The organism is Rouxiella sp. T17 (assembly GCF_036663475.1).
Lineage (GTDB): Bacteria > Pseudomonadota > Gammaproteobacteria > Enterobacterales > Enterobacteriaceae > Rouxiella.
The window spans coordinates 23,774-39,638 of record NZ_JAWUEA010000040.1; the positions used below are offsets into that span (position 1 = coordinate 23,774).

At 51.2% G+C, this 15,865-nt stretch carries 18 protein-coding genes; 13 read left to right on the top strand and 5 right to left on the bottom strand.

Annotated elements, in window-relative coordinates; genetic code table 11:
* Window positions 1–28: 28 nt before the first annotated feature.
* From SC206_RS17815 to SC206_RS17835, 6 genes are all read left to right on the top strand, one after another.
* Window positions 29–523, top strand: a complete 495-nt coding sequence (locus SC206_RS17815; protein ID WP_332739281.1) for a lysozyme — start codon at window positions 29–31, stop codon at window positions 521–523.
* Window positions 520–939: a hypothetical protein gene (locus SC206_RS17820; protein ID WP_332739283.1), complete on the top strand. Its 420-nt coding sequence runs from the start codon at window positions 520–522 to the stop codon at window positions 937–939. Before SC206_RS17815 ends, SC206_RS17820 begins: the two co-directional genes overlap by 4 nt.
* On the top strand, window positions 836–1,054 hold the full coding sequence (gene lysC, locus SC206_RS22100) for an Rz1-like lysis system protein LysC (protein WP_442976122.1): 219 nt from the start codon (window positions 836–838) through the stop codon (window positions 1,052–1,054). Before SC206_RS17820 ends, lysC begins: the two co-directional genes overlap by 104 nt.
* A 58-nt stretch (window positions 1,055–1,112) precedes the next feature.
* Window positions 1,113–3,116, top strand: coding sequence for an Ig-like domain-containing protein (locus SC206_RS17825; protein WP_332739285.1), 2,004 nt, complete (start codon window positions 1,113–1,115; stop codon window positions 3,114–3,116).
* Between the two features lie 211 nt (window positions 3,117–3,327).
* Window positions 3,328–5,400 (top strand): FUSC family protein, encoded by a 2,073-nt coding sequence (locus tag SC206_RS17830; protein WP_332739287.1) that lies wholly within the window; start codon window positions 3,328–3,330, stop codon window positions 5,398–5,400.
* A 249-nt stretch (window positions 5,401–5,649) separates the two neighbouring features.
* Window positions 5,650–7,698 (top strand): FUSC family protein, encoded by a 2,049-nt coding sequence (locus SC206_RS17835; RefSeq protein WP_332739289.1) that lies wholly within the window; start codon window positions 5,650–5,652, stop codon window positions 7,696–7,698.
* 64 nt (window positions 7,699–7,762) lie between these two features.
* Here the strand turns inward: SC206_RS17835 and SC206_RS17840 are convergent, their stop codons facing one another.
* From SC206_RS17840 to SC206_RS17850, 3 genes are all read right to left on the bottom strand, one after another.
* A complete protein-coding gene (locus tag SC206_RS17840) occupies window positions 7,763–9,181 on the bottom strand; it encodes an MFS transporter (RefSeq protein ID WP_442976123.1) in 1,419 nt (472 codons plus the stop codon).
* Between the two features lie 332 nt (window positions 9,182–9,513).
* Window positions 9,514–10,131 (bottom strand): cupin domain-containing protein, encoded by a 618-nt coding sequence (locus SC206_RS17845; RefSeq protein ID WP_332739291.1) that lies wholly within the window; start codon window positions 10,129–10,131, stop codon window positions 9,514–9,516.
* Between the two features lie 329 nt (window positions 10,132–10,460).
* Window positions 10,461–10,733, bottom strand: coding sequence for a hypothetical protein (locus SC206_RS17850; RefSeq protein ID WP_332739293.1), 273 nt, complete (start codon window positions 10,731–10,733; stop codon window positions 10,461–10,463).
* 208 nt (window positions 10,734–10,941) lie between these two features.
* Between SC206_RS17850 and SC206_RS17855 the strand changes: the two genes are divergently transcribed.
* Together SC206_RS17855 and deoR are read left to right on the top strand one after the other, a co-directional pair.
* A complete protein-coding gene (locus SC206_RS17855) occupies window positions 10,942–11,778 on the top strand; it encodes a metallophosphoesterase (RefSeq protein WP_332739295.1) in 837 nt (278 codons plus the stop codon).
* 60 nt (window positions 11,779–11,838) lie between these two features.
* A complete protein-coding gene (gene deoR / locus SC206_RS17860; protein ID WP_332739297.1) occupies window positions 11,839–12,606 on the top strand; it encodes a DNA-binding transcriptional repressor DeoR in 768 nt (255 codons plus the stop codon).
* Here the strand turns inward: deoR and SC206_RS17865 are convergent.
* Complete coding sequence (locus SC206_RS17865; RefSeq protein ID WP_332739839.1) at window positions 12,600–13,058, bottom strand: GyrI-like domain-containing protein; 459 nt, start codon at window positions 13,056–13,058, stop codon at window positions 12,600–12,602. The two genes, deoR and SC206_RS17865, sit on opposite strands and share 7 nt — an antisense overlap.
* Window positions 13,059–13,209: 151 nt before the next feature.
* Here SC206_RS17865 and SC206_RS17870 point away from each other — a divergent pair, with 151 nt between their 5' ends.
* The 3 genes from SC206_RS17870 (at window position 13,210) to SC206_RS17880 (ending at window position 14,498) form a co-directional block, all read left to right on the top strand.
* A complete protein-coding gene (locus SC206_RS17870; RefSeq protein WP_332739299.1) occupies window positions 13,210–13,713 on the top strand; it encodes a YlaC family protein in 504 nt (167 codons plus the stop codon).
* A 177-nt stretch (window positions 13,714–13,890) separates the two neighbouring features.
* On the top strand, window positions 13,891–14,169 hold the full coding sequence (locus tag SC206_RS17875) for a hypothetical protein (protein ID WP_332739301.1): 279 nt from the start codon (window positions 13,891–13,893) through the stop codon (window positions 14,167–14,169).
* A gap of 68 nt (window positions 14,170–14,237) precedes the next feature.
* A complete protein-coding gene (locus SC206_RS17880) occupies window positions 14,238–14,498 on the top strand; it encodes a hypothetical protein (RefSeq protein ID WP_332739303.1) in 261 nt (86 codons plus the stop codon).
* An 88-nt stretch (window positions 14,499–14,586) separates the two neighbouring features.
* On the opposite strand, the gene SC206_RS17885 is transcribed toward SC206_RS17880, so the two are convergent.
* On the bottom strand, window positions 14,587–14,799 hold the full coding sequence (locus SC206_RS17885; RefSeq protein WP_332739305.1) for a YccJ family protein: 213 nt from the start codon (window positions 14,797–14,799) through the stop codon (window positions 14,587–14,589).
* A gap of 227 nt (window positions 14,800–15,026) precedes the next feature.
* Here SC206_RS17885 and SC206_RS17890 point away from each other — a divergent pair, with 227 nt between their 5' ends.
* Window positions 15,027–15,158: a hypothetical protein gene (locus tag SC206_RS17890; RefSeq protein WP_332739307.1), complete on the top strand. Its 132-nt coding sequence runs from the start codon at window positions 15,027–15,029 to the stop codon at window positions 15,156–15,158.
* Window positions 15,159–15,485: 327 nt separating this feature from the next.
* A complete protein-coding gene (locus SC206_RS17895) occupies window positions 15,486–15,821 on the top strand; it encodes a DUF2502 domain-containing protein (protein ID WP_332739310.1) in 336 nt (111 codons plus the stop codon).
* Window positions 15,822–15,865 lie beyond the last annotated feature (44 nt).

Consider the following 15,865-nt stretch of genomic DNA (forward strand, 5'->3'; position numbering starts at 1 on the left):
GGCAGTACTTATAAAAGGTAGGTATCCAATGGCTATGTCAACAGGACTAAGAAGCAAAGTGGTCAAATTAGGCGGCGCAACCGCGTTATCTATTGCGATGGCGCTGCTCGGCGGACGCGAAGGCGTCGAGGGACAAAAAAGCACGGCGTATCGCGACGTTGGCGGCGTGTGGACCGTGTGCAGCGGCGTCACCGGCCCCGACGTGATTTCCGGCAAATACTATTCGGATAAAGAGTGCGATGCGCTGCTCGCCAAGCATTTGAATCCGGTAAAAAAGGCCGTAGACGCCGCGGTCAGAGTGCCGATCGACAACTACACCCGCGCGGCGCTTTACTCTTTCGCCTACAACGTTGGCGTTAGCGCGTTTAAAGGCTCCTCACTGCTCAGGCATCTTAACGCGGGCAACATCGATGCCGCCTGCGACGACCTGCGCCAGTGGGTTTACGTTAACAAAGAGCGCAATCGCGGGCTGATTAATCGTCGTGAAATCGACAGGCAACTCTGCCTGATGGGGCGCTCTTGATTAACAAAATAACCGTTATCGCCATGACCCTGATCCTCTCCAGCCTAATGTCGCTGATTTACACCGCCTTTCATTTTTACGACAGGGCGGTGTCTCAGACCACGGCTTTGTTAAGCATGACCCAGCAAAAGGAGCAGGCTGAATTCGCCTCTCTGTCGATGGCCGCTGCCATAGAGAAATATAACCAGATAGCAGGAGTGGCGCTCAATGAACAGCTGGCCAATCGAACCTCAAGCCTGGCAAGACAGACTTTTATCAAAACCGTGCTCAGGCCGATTCCGTGCGCTGCGGTGTTTGTGCCTGATCCCGTTAATGACAGCTTGCTCAGCCACTACCACCACCTTCGTCAAAGTACCGGCCACGCCGATCCCGGTAAGCCTTCTGGCGTTTTGCCAGCCCTCGGCACCGCCCAATAACCCGCTGACCTTCGGCGATGCGGTGCTGTGGAATGAACTGTTACTCACCGATTTAGAAAACTGTAATACCCAGCTCGATGGCATCCGCCAGTTTGAAGAGCTGCACCTGAAATAACTCTGTCCAAAAACGTTATCAACCCCACTCAACTCACTCAATACTCGAGGTATTTATCATGGCTAATGTAATCACTTTAACCGCAGTAACCCAAGGCGCACAGGCAAACAACAGCGCTATCAACACCGTTCAAGTCAACGTTAAAGACAGCGTAACCGGCGCTGCTGTAGCGAATTCGGTGGTCAATCTGACCGTCAGCACGGGCGCAAACCTTAACCTCAGCTCTGTAACCACCAACGCGGCGGGCTACAACTACGTCGATGTCGCCAGTGCAACGGCGGGCAATTTCACCGTGACGGGAACACAAACCGGCGCAACTTCCGGCACGCTGGTGGTCACCTTTACTACCGCGCAGGAAACCGCCGCCGCCAACCGCGTGCTGAATACCATGCAAACCTCGCTGGGCGCGTCTGCCGGTGCGGGCTATGTCGGCTGGGACAGCTCGGTCAACTATGCTGACGGCACAATCGGGGCGGCGTTCAACAGCGGCGCAGCGAGTATTACCACGCTCGGCAACAAGGCTGCGCGCTATATTGATATCGAAGACTATGCCGATACGGCGTCGGCCAGCGGTGACTGGACCACGGCGATTCAAAGCGCTATCGATGCTGCGACCAACAACGGCATTCTCGAGGTGCGCGGGACAGGCAGCTACGCGATTTCCGGGTCGATCCAGATTCGTAATATCTACAATACCGGCCTGAATCTGTCGATTCACAAGCTGACCGTTACCTCCAGCTTCCCGGCCAATACCGGCTTCTGGACCGCAACACCAATGATCGTTATCGGCGACACCGTCGGTAACGCCTCGGGCCTGAATCTGTTTATCAACGTGCTGGACGGCGGCAGCAAGGCCGACGGTATTCAGCCAACGGGTTACGGCTTCTCGCTGTCGCATATTCACATCGGTAACGCCTCGAACTGTATTGCGGTTATTCGTATGGGCGCGCACCAGTGGCCGAACGCCTCTAACTGGATCACCGGCGATTACTGGATTAACAACTACGTCGGGATTTTCCTGGCTAACGGCACCTCGGGCACCACGCCGATTGTCGAAGGCTGGAAAGTATTCGTTAAATTTATTGCGGCCAACTTCTGGGGCGGGATCTGGTTATTCAACTCGGGGCAGTATGCGCAGCTCAGCGGCGACTGGGATTACAACGGTAAACGCCTCGCCATTCTGAAACTGAGTGACAACACCGGCCTGACCTCGATTGTCGGCCAGACGGGCCTGCAACTCACCGACGGCACCAACCAGCTAGAGTTCCTCTACTATTACACCAGCCTGGGTTATACCTACATTGTGGTGGCCTCACCGAATGACATTTCGGCCTCCGATGGCGTGGCAACCTTCCCGTGGACCGCGGGTTCAACCATCAGTTGCACCACTGTCAGCGGCGTGGCGATGGTCTTTACCAGCTCCACCGTGGCCGGCAGCAACGCGAGCCAGACTAACTTCTTCGACATTCTGCACGATTTCGAACGCGCGCCGTTTGCCCGAATTCAGGTTAACGCGGGTTATCTGTCAGGCGTGATTGGTGGCCTGATTTACACCTCGACGCTGCAATATGAAAACTCCTTCGCGCCGCTCACCGACAGCTACACCGGGTTGAGTATTACCAATACCGGCAGCGCGCTGTCACTGTATAACTCGACGGTCGAAACCACGCCGTTTATGGGGACCACCGCCGACTTCGTTAACTTCAATAAAAAGCTGTTCATGAAGGATTACCTGTACGAGGGCGTAGGGTCGGCCAACACTATTGCTGCGTCATCCAGTGCAACCAGCGCGTTGGCGCTGCTCAAGGATTCGACCAACAACAAATACCTCGGCGAAGGCACGATGTATGACATCACGTTGAAAACTAACTTTTCAACCTGCGGCTCGTTCCGGGTTTATGTCATTGCGTCGGGCACCTCATATTCACACGTGGTGGTCTCGAGCTTTGTCGGCGACGCCATTGCCGTCACCTTCACCGACACCACATCTGGGGTGCAGATGAACTTCCGTCAGGCGGCGCAAACTTACATGCAGGTCGTCACCAACGTGGTCAGGGTGTAACGGACCGTTAACTAGAGAGTTTTAACCCAGCGGAAAGGCGCGGGCAGTGCAAGTTGGCTGCCTGCGCCTTCCCGCATTATCAATCACTGGCGCTTTGTTCAGCGAAAGTTGTGTGTATTTTGTTACAAACTTAAAATTCGCATAACGCAGCGCGATTATGCCGATCGGTATAAAATGCTGTTTTATAAATTTGCGGGCTATTAATCACACTATGAAATGGTTGAACAAAAATGCGCTGCTTTTTGCCGTAAAAACCTGTATCGCAGCGTTTTTGGCTCTGTATATCGCGTTAAAGCTCAATCTCGACAAACCCGCATGGGCGATGGTGTCGGTGTACGTCATTTCACAGCTCTACTCTGCCTCAACACTGTCTAAAGCGCTGTTTCGCTTCCTGGGCACCGTGTTGGGCGGCGTTTTTATCTTCCTTATCTATCCCGTCACGGTCACACATCCTCTCTTGTTTAGCCTCAGCGTTTCGCTGTGGGTCGCCTGCTGCCTGTTTCTTTCCCTCCACGATCGCACGCCAAAGAGCTACATTTTTATGCTGGCGGGTTACAGCGCCGCGATCATGGGCTTTGCCGATGTCACCACGCCGACGGCAATTACCTATACCGTTATTTCGCGTATTGAAGAGATTACGGTCGCGATTATTTGCAGCAGCCTGATTCACATGCTGGTGTTTCCAGTGCGCATGCGTAACTTGCTCGAGACCAGCGTGGCTAACTGGTATGAAAGCGCCAAAAAACTCTGCAATGAGCTGTTGACCGTTGAATCGAAAGCCAGCAGCCCCGAGCGCGAGCAAATTCTGGTGCAGATGGCGAGCTATCCCATCAACGTTGAAGGGTTGATTACCCATCTGGTTTACGAAGGCGATTCCGCCCGCAAGCTGATTCGACTGGTCAGCGCGCAGTACCAGCATCTTTCCTATCTTATTCCGACCCTGACCGCGATTGAAAAACGCCTCAGCCTGCTGGCGGAGCAGGGGATTGTGTTCCCCGATTTCGTCGCCGAATCCTTTACCCATTTTCTGGAGTGGCTCAACAGCCCCGAGCAAAGCGGCAATGCGCAGGCGATTCAGGATGATATTGCCGCCTCGCAGGAGCGGATTAAAACCCGTTACGCCAGCGGCGAGATGAGCGCGGAAGAGGGATTACTGTTTATTGGCCTGCTCGAGCGGCTGCTCAATTTCATTCGGCTCTCCGAATCTTACATGGGCGCGAAAGAGCGCGTCAGCTCGCTGGCGCCCGAGAAAAAGCGCGGCAAGGTTAAACTGATTAGAAAGCACCGCGACAGGGGACTCATTTTGCTGTCGTGCTTTACGGCCTTTGCCGCCACCATGCTGGGCTGTCTATTCTGGATTGGCACCGGTTGGAAAGATGGCTCGACGGCGCCGATGATGGGCGCGGTAGTGTGCTCGTTTTTCGCCTCGCTCGACAGCCCGGTGGCGTCGATGAAAGTATTTCTTAAGGGCGTGCTGGTCGCCATCGTCATCAGCATTATCTATGTCGGGGTCTTTATTCCGCTGACGGTAACGTTCGAATCGCTGATTATCGTGCTGGCACCCGGCCTGCTGGCGTTGGGGTTGGTTATCGCTAATCCGTCGACCAACTTTATCGGGCTGATTATCGCCACGCAAATCCCCGGTTTTATCGGCATGACCCACGACCTGCATCCCGATCTGCTGTCGATTATTAATGCGTCGATTTCGACGGTAGTCGGCATTGTGATGGCGGTGGTGCTGACCTCGTTAATTCGCAACAAAAGACCTGCCTGGACCGCGCGTCGCGTGCTGCGCCGTGGCATCAAAGAGCTGTTGCAGTTCACCGGTGAAATCCGCATCAATGCTTCTTCACTGCTGGCGCGGCAGCAGTATGTCGCCAGCATGATTGATAAAATCAACATTATTCTGCCGCGTAATACGGTGGATCCGACCCCGAACGTCGCGCTGGGCGGCAACCTGATTACCGAGATTTGGCTTGGCGTTAACTGCTACGATTTTTATGCCCGTCATCACGAGATTCTCAAAGATAAACGTCTCGACAGCGACGCGCTGATGACCGAAATCAGCCGCTATTTTAAACGTCGGCTGAAAAACATTTATATTGCGCCGCCGCAAACGCTGCTCGACGAGCTGGATCAGCTGTTGGTGCGCACCGAGCAGCTCTGTCGCGACGACATGCAGCTGTTCAGCCCGCTGTTTTATCTGTTTAACATCCGCATGGCGCTCTATCCGACCCAGCGCTGGCCCGCGCTAAATTCCCTCGCTTCAGCGCAGCCCTTATAATGCGTAGCGCCGGTAATTTTTAGCTTCGGTAATCTGTAGTTTCGGTAATGAGTAACTTCGGTAAATAGAAACTATTAACAGCGGCGCGTCATCAAGATCTCCAGTTAACAACACAAGTCACCTGCGGGTGACTTTTTGTTTTATTTGTACATAATTGCGAACATCTTTGTTACAAACAAAAAGAGATAACAAGTTTCGTAGGGGTATAAAATAATGCTTTAAAATCTACGTGATTTGTTTAATTAGAAAATGAAGTGGCTAACAAAAAACGCTTTTTTGTTCTCGGTAAAAACCTGTATCGCCGCATTTCTGGCTTTATATATCGCCTTAAAACTTAATCTGGATAAACCCGCCTGGTCCCTGACCTCCGTCTTTATTATCTCTCAGCTTTACTCGGCCTCGACGCTGTCAAAATCCGTATTCCGACTGATGGGAACCCTGCTCGGCGGTGCGTTCATTTTCTTTATTTACCCGATTACCGTCCTTTATCCGCTGCTGTTTAGCCTCTGCGTTTCGCTTTGGATAGCGTTTTGCCTCTATCTTTCGTTGCACGATCGCACACCGAAAAGCTACGTTTTCATGCTGGCCGGCTATAGCGCGGCAATCATGGGTTTTGCCGACGTCACCTCGCCGCTGGACATCACTTATACGGTTATCTCGCGCATCGAAGAGATAACCGTGGCTATCGTTTGCAGCACGCTAATCCACATGATCATTTTCCCGGTGAAAATGAGTACCCTGCTGGAAATCAGCGTTAATAACTGGTTCGAAAGCGCCAAAAAACTCTGTGGCGAAATGGTCACGCGAGTTTCGAAAGAAAAGTCCCTGGAACACGAACAGATCCTGATTCAGATGGCCAATTATCCGGTCAACGTCGAGGCGCTGATCACTCACTGCGTTTATGAAGGCGACTCGGCGCGAGCGCTCATCCGCATGGTAGCGGTGCAATACCAGCATTTGTCCTATCTAATCCCGACCCTGACGGCGATTGAAAAACGGCTGATTCTGCTGGGCGAGCATGGGGTTACCTTTCCCGACTTTCTGGCCGAAACCTTTAGCCACTTCCTTCTCTGGCTGCATAATCCCGAGCAGTTTGGCAATACCGCCACGCTGGTGGAGGAGATGGTCGCCTCGCAGGAGAGAATTAAAACGCTGTATGTCACGGGTGAGATGAGCGCGGAAGAGGGCCTGCTGCTGACGGGGCTGGTCGAACGTTTGCAGAACTTTATTCGCATCGCTCACGCCTATTTGGGCGTTAAAGAGAAAGTCAGCGCCTTTAGCGATGAGAGAAATCCCGCTAAATTTACCCTGTTCAAGAAGCACGCCGATAAGGGACTGATTTTCCTTTCGTCGCTGACCATTTTCATTGTGACTATGCTTTGCTGCCTGTTCTGGATAGGCAGCGGCTGGAAACACGGCGGCACCGCGCCCGTTATGGCGGCCATCGCCTGCTCGTTTTTTGCCGCGCACGACAGCCCGATCGCCTCTTTGCAGGTCTTTCTCAAGGCCGTGATTATCGCGATTGCCGCCAGCCTGATTTACACGGTCGTCATTATTCCCTACGCCACCAGTTTCGAAGCGCTGATTATCTGTCTGGCTCCCGGGCTGATTGCCTTGGGTATCGTTATCGCTAATCCGGCGAGCAACATTTTCGGTTTGATTATCGCCACGCAAATCCCGAGCTTCATGGGCATGAGCCACGATTTTCGCCCCGATCCGCTTTCCATTCTTAACTCGGCGATTTCGACCGTCGTCGGCATCCTGATGGCCGTGCTGGTCACCGCGATTATTCGCAATAAGCGGCCTTCGTGGACCGCTAAACGCGCGCTGCGGCGGGGCATCAAGGAGTTATTGCAGTTTACTCAGGCGATAAAAATGAACAACGCCTCATTGCTGAGCCGTCAACATTACGTGGCGGGGATGCTGGATAAGGTCAATATCATTTTGCCGCGCATCAAGATTGACCCGATCCCTAATGTGGCGCTGGGGGGCAATTTGATTACTGAAATTTGGATTGGCGTGAGCGTGTTTGATTTTTATGCCCGTCACGAGGCGTTGCTGCGCGAAAACGGCATTGAAACCGACGCGCTACTGTTTGAAATTAATAACTTTATCAAGCTCAGGCTGAAAAACATTTATATCGCGCCGCCTGCCTCACTGCTGGCCGAGCTCAATCAGCTGCTGTTGCAGGTCGAGCAAGTTTGCCGTGCGGATATGCATCTGTTTATGCCGCTGTTTTATCTGTTTAATATCCGTATGTGGCTTTATTCATCGGAACGCTGGCCGACCGTTCAATAAGCCGGAAAATCTCGCTGCGGGCCGAGGATGCCTCTTTCGAAGCCGCCCGCAGCGAGAAATCGGGTTAGATATTTTCGAGTTCGATATCTTTGGTTTTCGGCCCCAACAGCGAAATCACCAGCACCACAATCACCATGCTGGCGACGATAAATGCCAACACGCCGACATTGCCGGTGTATTGCAGGAATAAGCCGATGATAATGCTGCTAAATACCGTCGACAATCGGCTGAACGAATAGCAGAAGCCGACGGCGGTAACGCGAATGCGCGTCGGGAAAATCTCCGTTTGATACGAGTGGAAGCTGTAAGTCATCCACGCGTTGCAGTAACTCACCATAAAGCCGCAGAAAATCATGCCTAACGGGCTGCGTTGGAAGCCAAACAGCGCGCCGAAAATCACCACGCCCATCGCGCCCGCCACGACTTGCCATTTAATTTCGAACTTATCGGCATACAGCACGGACACCAGACAGCCAATCGGGAAACCGAGGGTGATAATAATCGAGTAAGAGAGGCTGTGAGTGAAGCTGCTGCCTTGACCGGCCAGCAGCGCGGGCAGCCAGTTGCCAAAGCCGAAGAAGCCGATCGCCTGAAAAATATTGAAAACCATCAGCATAATGGTGCGTTTGCGAAACTGTGGCGTCCAGATTTCTTTAAAACGGCCACGGCGTTCAAACTGCTGTTCATCCTGCAACGTCACCAGCTGTTCCAGCCTTTCGACCTTGCCTACGCCGCAGCGTTTTTCCATCTCTTCAAGCACTTGCAGCGCTTTATCCGGTTGACCCTGTTGCATCAGCCAGCGCGGGGATTCCGGCAGCTTTTTACGCACCACCCAGATAAACAGCGAAAACACCACGCTAACCAGCAGCACGTAACGCCAGCCGGTGAGGCCAAACCAGGTGTGCGGCACAAACCACCACGAAATAAGCGCGACGGCAGGTACCGACATAAATTGAATAAAGAAGGAGAAGGCAAACGCCTTGCTGCGCAGCCGCGTTGGCACCATTTCGACCAGATACGTGTCGATGGTGACCAGCTCGATGCCAAGACCCACGCCGACCAGAAAACGCAGAAAAATAATCCACTCCGCCTGATTCTGAAACACAATCAGCAGCGTGAAAAAGCTGTACCACAGCAGGGCGAACATAAAGGTCAGGCGACGGCCAAACTTATCGGCCAGAGGGCTTAACAGGCTGGTGCCGACAAACAGGCCGAGGAAGGTGGAAGAGGCGAAAGCGGCCTGATCCGAGATGCCGAACACGCCGCCGCTGCCGGTGTGGAAAATGCCTTCGGCGATCAGTCCTGGACTGATGTACGCCGTTTGAAACAGATCGTAGAGTTCAAAGAAACCACCAATTGCCAATAATATAATGAAGCGCCACAGTCCCGCTGACGAGGGCAGGGCGTCTATTCTAGTGATCAATTCAGGTGCCGTCATGGCGCCAGACTGATTCGGTAAAGCCGATGAGTGTGCGAATTCCATAAGTCCCATTACCCGTTGAAAAAACATAATCATGCTAAGTTTTTATCACCGGATTTAAATTCGGAATAAGATTTCAAGATGTAAAAGAATAGGCTGATTCACTGGAAAAATAATTATGGCGAGATAAAACACTTTTTAGATGGGGTTGGTGAAAGCGTCATAAATGCAAGAGATTTGCACAAAACGTATTCAGTAAAAATTCAAATAAAGTTTAATTAAAAGCCGTTTAAAAACAGGGTATTAATTTGACTTAAGCAGCAGGTTAGCGACGCAGGCGAAGCGCCGCTGCTGTTATCAAGTGGGTGTCCTACAGGCTGAGAACGAGAGAAAATTTAACTTGGCTGCCATCGTTGCTTAAGGCCGCCCTGATTGCCGGTCACCGGATCGGTCGAGGGTAAAGCGACGTGGGCAATATTTTGCCGCGCTTCGGGCAATGTTGACGGATCGTCATGATAGAGATCGGGACTCAAGCCTTTTGGATAGGCCCCCAACACCTGAAAATCGGCGCTGGCCGACAGCTGTTTGTGCCCGACGCCCGCCGGAATCAGCACCACGTCGCCTTTTTTCAAAGGGACAATCGGACCGTTTTCGCCTCCCAACTGCACTTTTGCATCGCCACTGCTGACACCCAAAAGCTCGTGAGTGTTTGAATGATAATGGGTAAAAGTAAAAATTTGGTAACGCCACTGCATCGGCCAGCCGTTGCGGGCGAACAGCTCCGTAAAGTAAGCATCGGCATTTGTTTTATTTTGCGGTACTGCCTGCTGATAAATCAGTAAAGGAAGCTTATCATTAGGGACGCCGCCTACCGTTTTATTTAATTTAAGGGCGCGGATAGACGGCTGAGAGAGGTTATCCTGAGCAAATCCGGTCAACGGCATGGCCGAAGCCAGTAACAAAAGTTGGCAAAAGTCTCGTCTTGAGACCTGATGATGGTTGATAATCTTCATAGGCGTTCCTGAAGTCATTCAACTTTCGGCTAAAATTCGCTATCAGCATCCCTTTGGCGGGATTGTTTTAGCGACACTCTTTTGGCGAACCAAAAAGGTTAGCAATTTCCGAAAGTTGAGAGAGGCTTTCCAAACGCAAACGAGCTCCGTATCGAGACGAAACTGCTGCGATCCCACCTTAAAATTGTGAGGCAGATCGCAATTTTGTCAAGGCACAGGGGTGTTGAGAGACAAGTTTGAAGGGATTGAGACTTTGAAAAGGATTTGAATCAAGAAAAGCAGGGAAGGAAGTGCAAAAGAAAAAACAGCCCCGAAGGGCGGTTATAGGGCTAGAAATCGCCCGCGGGTTCAGGATTACTGATCGCTTTAAGAGATAACGGCAAATGGTAGTTTGGTTGACTAGAGAAGAAGGCTTGCAGGGCAACGCGCTTGCTTCGGTCAATTGAAATCTCTTGCATCGTTTTGCGGAAAATACTGTAACGTCCGCAGGTTGTACAGGTTACGTTGACCACTTTTTCAGTTAGATTAAGTGAAGTTTTGGTCTTGATTGTACTTTGGCATAAAGGGCACTCATCGGGAGTGTGAACAGCGGTGGAGCTCATAAAACCTCCGGTTTTATCTGGGCCAGCGCGTAGTATAGCGCAAAAAGCGGTCAACCCCTTAACGCTATTTGTGCAATAGACGATTCAGCAGCCGATCTAATTGAATTTCGTTACTATTAAACGTTTTATTACGGCCGGATGGACGTCCTGCCGGGCCGGTATCGCCGATGGGTTATTTTCCCGCAGGCCTTCACATTAAGGAGTTGTAGTGGATTTTGTTATGGCAATCCCCGCGATTTTTGTCTTGCTGGTGATCTTTTTCCTGATTTCATACCGCATTTCTCACGGCAAGCGGCGCAGGTCGAGCAGCAGACGAGGTCAATCCGTGCAGAGAAAACGTTCGAGCGAAGAGGGCGGGGCTCGCCTCAATGAAAAAAACGAATCGCTGTTCGACATGGCGCGCTATCAGAAAATTGATGGCTCAAACTATCGCCACATTTATGTCATTGGTGATATTCACGGCTGCCTTAAGCAGTTGAATTTAATCCTCGAGGCCAATGAATTCTCCAAAGAGCAGGATTTGCTGGTCTCGGTCGGCGACATTATCGATCGCGGCGAAAACAGTTTAGGCTGCCTGGAATTGCTGGAACAGCCGTGGTTTGCCTGCGTAAAAGGCAACCACGAGCAGATGGGCGTTGACGCGCTTAAAGGTCAGCACGTCAGCCGCTGGCTGAGTAACGGCGGCGACTGGTTCTATAAACTGCCGGTTGAAGTGGAAATTCGCGTTCGCGAGCTGTTTAAAAAGGTCGATGCGTTGCCTCACGTTATTGAGGTCAGCACGGCGAAAGGGCTGGTTATTATTGCGCACGCCGATTATCCGGCCACGCGCTATATCAGCGGCGTGCCGTTAAGTGCGCATGAAATTATGTGGAGCCGTCAGCGTCTCGGCAAATCGCGCGAAGGAGAGGTTCAAGACATTGAGGGCGCGCAGCGTTTCTATTTCGGTCATACGCCGGTAGAAAAAGTCCAGCAGTACGGCAACCAGTTTTATATCGATACGGGTGCCGTTTTCGGTGGCTGGTTGACGTTGGAAAAGATCCAGTAAGCCAAAAATTGAGCTGGAATAAAAAAAGAAAAAAATGAAAAGCGGGAACGGAAAACGATAATGGAACACAAGCGCGAAGAGCGGCTGCAACGGCTGCTCGCCAGCCTCAAGAAAAACGATAAAATCCATCTCAAAGAGGCGGCGCAGCTGCTCGACGTGTCCGAAATGACCGTGCGCCGCGACCTTAATGTCGCGGATTCGCCGTTGATTCTGCTGGGCGGCTACATTGTTATCGATCCGAAAAATAATCCGGCGACGCACTATTTCGTCAGCGAACAAAAAAATCGCCAGACAGCCGAAAAACAGCGGCTAGGCGCGCTCGCTGCCGAACTGATTGCCGACGACGATCTGGTGTTTTTCGATTGTGGCACCACCACGCCCTATATTATCGAGCATATTCCCGATCCGCGGGTATTCCGCGCCATCTGTTATTCGCTGAACACCTTTTTAGCGTTGCAGGACAAACCGCACTGTGAGGTCATTATGTGTGGCGGCAAATATCGCGCCAGCAACAATATTTTTATTCCGTTTGGTCACAGCAGCAGCGAATTAATGAACGTTCTGCCTGATAAAGCGTTTATTTCGGCGGCGGGAATTAGCCTGGATTATGGCGTCAGCTGTTTTAACTTCGATGAGTTATTAATGAAGCATCAGGCGATGCAACGCGCGCGGGAAAAGATTCTGGTTGCCGACAGCAGTAAATTTGACAAGGTGAGGCCCGCCGCTATCGCGCCGCTGAATCAGTTTACCCAGTTAATTACTGATTCAGCGCCGCCTCAGTCGTACGGCGATTATTGCCGCGATAATGCTATTTCTCTGCTTTATTGAGCCGTTACCGATAAATAGAACACCACTTCAAATACGCCGGTTTGTCGGCCATCATTTAAATACTGTTCATAACAGGCGCGACCATCGGGGCGATAACCGCTGCTGGCGAGATGGACCTCGATGAAATCGGTCCAGGCTTGAGCAAAGTTTTCGCTGTCGACGGTGGTGTGAAAAGCGGCATAAGTACCCGCCGGAAGAGTTTGAAGCTCGATGCCTTCGGCGTTTTCGCCCAAGGTGAAGTGTTCATCGACGCTGACTGACGCATCGGCGCGGCGGGCTTCTGGCGCGGTTGCCAGCGGATTATCCCAAAAAATCGTCAACCATTCGTTTTCGCCTAGGCCATTTTTTTCTGCCCACGGAGTCAGCGCCGCAAATCCCTGCTTAACGCTTTGTTCATAAGGGCCAACCACGCGGTAGCTGGCGACGGTTTTGGTCGGTTTTTCCAGTATCATAAATGCCACGATGCGTTCCTCTTTTAGTCTCAATCTATAACAGATTGCCGATATTTATTTATTAACTGCTCTACGCGCTATAACAGTGGCGGTGATAAAATCATCTTATCAAATCGCAGTATTGTCCTGACTGAATGTAGTGAGGTTATCAATGGATGTCGTTAAAAAAATTCTGAATAGTGAGATAGAGCGCATTAATCGTGCGGAAGGCCGAGACGGTAAACCGAGAATTAATAGCGAGTTTTTCATTAATCACCCGTGGTTGTGCCTCGCCATGCTGGTGGGGTATATCGCCGTCGGCATCGTCATGTACGCGTCGCCTTATATGGGATTAGGCTGGTTTGCCGGCTTTACCTTCTTCCTGATATTCATGTCGGCAATGCTTTTATTAGAGATCAAGCCGACCTACCGTTACGAAGATATTGGCGTGCTGGACTTGCGCGTCTGTTATAGCGGCGAATGGTTCTTTATTCGCGAAATCTCCGCCGAGGCGGTGGCTAAGCTGCTGGCCAGCAATGAGGTCGACAGCCGTTTCAAATCGCACGTGCAACGCATTGTGCAGAACAAAGGTGCGATCGACTTTTACGACGTCTACGATCTGGATCGTCAGTATCAGCCTGCGCCGACAATGATACACAACGCACAACTTGCTTAGTTTTTATCCCATTTTTGCCCTAAAAGCAGTAATAACTTTTGCTCCTGCTATCCCGCTTCCACGGCGGCTCTGTTAAACTTAATGCTAAGTACGGTTCATCGCCCACACGATAAGTTGAACGCAATGAAAAGTACGCAAAGAGGTGATAAAATAATCTTTGCCGCATCAGGAGCCGCCGTGGAACGTATCAAACTCACCATTCATCATCTTCATAAACAGGTTGCGGGCGAGAAACAGAGCGCTCAGGCAACGGCGCGTATTTATGCCGGCGACAAGCTTATCTTGACCGAAACGATGCAGGGTCAGGCTGCTTGGTACGATCGCTTTATTCACGCCAAAGACGATAATGGTCAGCCGTTGCGCGTCGAGTGGGACTGTGATGGTGAAGCCAGCATGGATGTCTCGCGGGTCGAAGTCTGCGCCTGCTGTGGCGGCGATGAAAGTTTGCACCGTTAGTGAATGTTTAGCATAGTGGTCTGCTGTAACGACAGCGCGCGTTATCCCTATCGAAAGCAGGAGCGAAAATGAAATTTATAAACAACGAATTTGAGTACCGCAGCTGGATAATGGGTGAAATTTTCCAGGCGAGCGTGGTGGGTGAAACCACCGATTTTGCCGATCAGGAAATCGACGATTTTATCTTCGATGCCCGTCCGGTTGCCTATCCGTGTATCGCCGTCATGATCCAGACTCCCGGCCAGCCAGGCGTGTGTGAACCGCGCTTTGTCTATAAAGAGCAGGTGTTTGAGTGGGCGCATCAGATGGGATTTGGCTTTGACAGTTAAGCCCTGAAGCAACGGCTTCAGGGCCAGACAGCGTGTTGGAAAAGTTTTACTAATCCGAGATATCACAGTTACGCAGTTCTGCGTGAAGTCAGACGTTTTTGCGATCTATCTTCTCTTCACCCCAAAAAAGATAATCCTCTTTGGTCTTTGCAAAGGCGACCGGTAACACTTCATCGCTGCCTTCTTCCCAGATTTTCTGGGCTAAAACTTCGTCATTATTGGCCAGTTCGAAAATTGCCTCAGCGATTTCGTGTGAGGTTTCACGCACGTTGGCCCAGGCTTTAATGTTGGAACTTGTCATGTGCTTCTCCTTTAATTTGGCTCCCCTTAACTATGGTAGCTGGATCGGCGGGACGCAAATCTGACTGACCAAAGCTTGAGCAATCATCCTGAGAGTCAGTGAAAGAGAGCACAGATTAATGGCAAGCTTTTGGCATGGTCGTTTATACTTGTTCAACGCTGCTGGCCAATCACGCTGGCAAGCGAACTAAAAAAGCGATACTAAACAAAAAGTATAAGGTGAGTAATATGAGCGACGATATTTTTGATTTCGATATAGATGCTGCGCTGGAAACCGCTGAACAAAAAGCGGCACAAAAAGCTAACGCCGTACCCGAAATTCTGGAAGACGAAGCAGATTGTGAAGGCTGCAAAATCTGATTTGCGTTGTTAATGGGTCGATTTTCTGACATGAAAACCGCTACGGCGGTTTTTTTATGGGCGGATTTTGGTGGGTTAATGGCCTCCGCCAAAGAATTTTTACATCAGCTTTCGTAAAGCTTTGTAGATGTTTTAAACGACGAAACATAAGCAGCGTTAAATTTTCCTTTACCGCCAAGGCGTTACCCGAATGAGGTAAGTGGGGCGAAATTGCAGCAATTGTGAGGAAATCGTGAGGCTACGTAAATGGGATAAATTCCTATAGAACAGGAAGATAGCTTCGGTAAACTCAGCAACATCAGATCGGACAGATCCTGGAGTTAAAATATGAAAAAAATAATAGCGCTACTCGCGGTGATAACAGCTTTATCCGCCTTGCCCGAGATAGCTCACGCAAATGTGTCAATAGGTTTGAATGCCCCGGGAATTTCACTGCGTATTGGTGACCGCGATCCGCGCGGTAATTACTGGGACGGAGGGCGCTGGCGTCCACAAAGCTGGTGGAGCCATCACCGCCATGAAAGAGGCCGCTGGGTTTATTACGAGCCGCCGCGTCATTATCATCACGACCACCGCTGGCGAGAAGGTCCGCCACCGCGTCATTGGCACGGCGGTCCGCCTCCGGGAAGATGGCATGAAGGTCCACCTCCGGGACGTTGGTAACTTAAAAAGCTGTTAAGTACAGGGTTGGCGCTGGCTATGCGAAA

Bases quoted from the DNA above. Each gene is read 5' to 3' on its own strand.
- SC206_RS17815 (WP_332739281.1), top strand. From the start codon at position 29: ATGGCTATGTCAACAGGACTAAGAAGCAAAGTGGTCAAATTAGGCGGC.
- lysC (WP_442976122.1), top strand. From the start codon at position 836: ATGACAGCTTGCTCAGCCACTACCACCACCTTCGTCAAAGTACCGGCC.
- SC206_RS17825 (WP_332739285.1), top strand. From the start codon at position 1,113: ATGGCTAATGTAATCACTTTAACCGCAGTAACCCAAGGCGCACAGGCA.
- SC206_RS17830 (WP_332739287.1), top strand. From the start codon at position 3,328: ATGAAATGGTTGAACAAAAATGCGCTGCTTTTTGCCGTAAAAACCTGT.
- SC206_RS17835 (WP_332739289.1), top strand. From the start codon at position 5,650: ATGAAGTGGCTAACAAAAAACGCTTTTTTGTTCTCGGTAAAAACCTGT.
- SC206_RS17840 (WP_442976123.1), bottom strand. From the start codon at position 9,181: ATGGAATTCGCACACTCATCGGCTTTACCGAATCAGTCTGGCGCCATG.
- SC206_RS17845 (WP_332739291.1), bottom strand. From the start codon at position 10,131: ATGAAGATTATCAACCATCATCAGGTCTCAAGACGAGACTTTTGCCAA.
- SC206_RS17850 (WP_332739293.1), bottom strand. From the start codon at position 10,733: ATGAGCTCCACCGCTGTTCACACTCCCGATGAGTGCCCTTTATGCCAA.
- deoR (WP_332739297.1), top strand. From the start codon at position 11,839: ATGGAACACAAGCGCGAAGAGCGGCTGCAACGGCTGCTCGCCAGCCTC.
- SC206_RS17865 (WP_332739839.1), bottom strand. From the start codon at position 13,058: ATGATACTGGAAAAACCGACCAAAACCGTCGCCAGCTACCGCGTGGTT.
- SC206_RS17870 (WP_332739299.1), top strand. From the start codon at position 13,210: ATGGATGTCGTTAAAAAAATTCTGAATAGTGAGATAGAGCGCATTAAT.
- SC206_RS17880 (WP_332739303.1), top strand. From the start codon at position 14,238: ATGAAATTTATAAACAACGAATTTGAGTACCGCAGCTGGATAATGGGT.
- SC206_RS17885 (WP_332739305.1), bottom strand. From the start codon at position 14,799: ATGACAAGTTCCAACATTAAAGCCTGGGCCAACGTGCGTGAAACCTCA.
- SC206_RS17890 (WP_332739307.1), top strand. From the start codon at position 15,027: ATGAGCGACGATATTTTTGATTTCGATATAGATGCTGCGCTGGAAACC.
- SC206_RS17895 (WP_332739310.1), top strand. From the start codon at position 15,486: ATGAAAAAAATAATAGCGCTACTCGCGGTGATAACAGCTTTATCCGCC.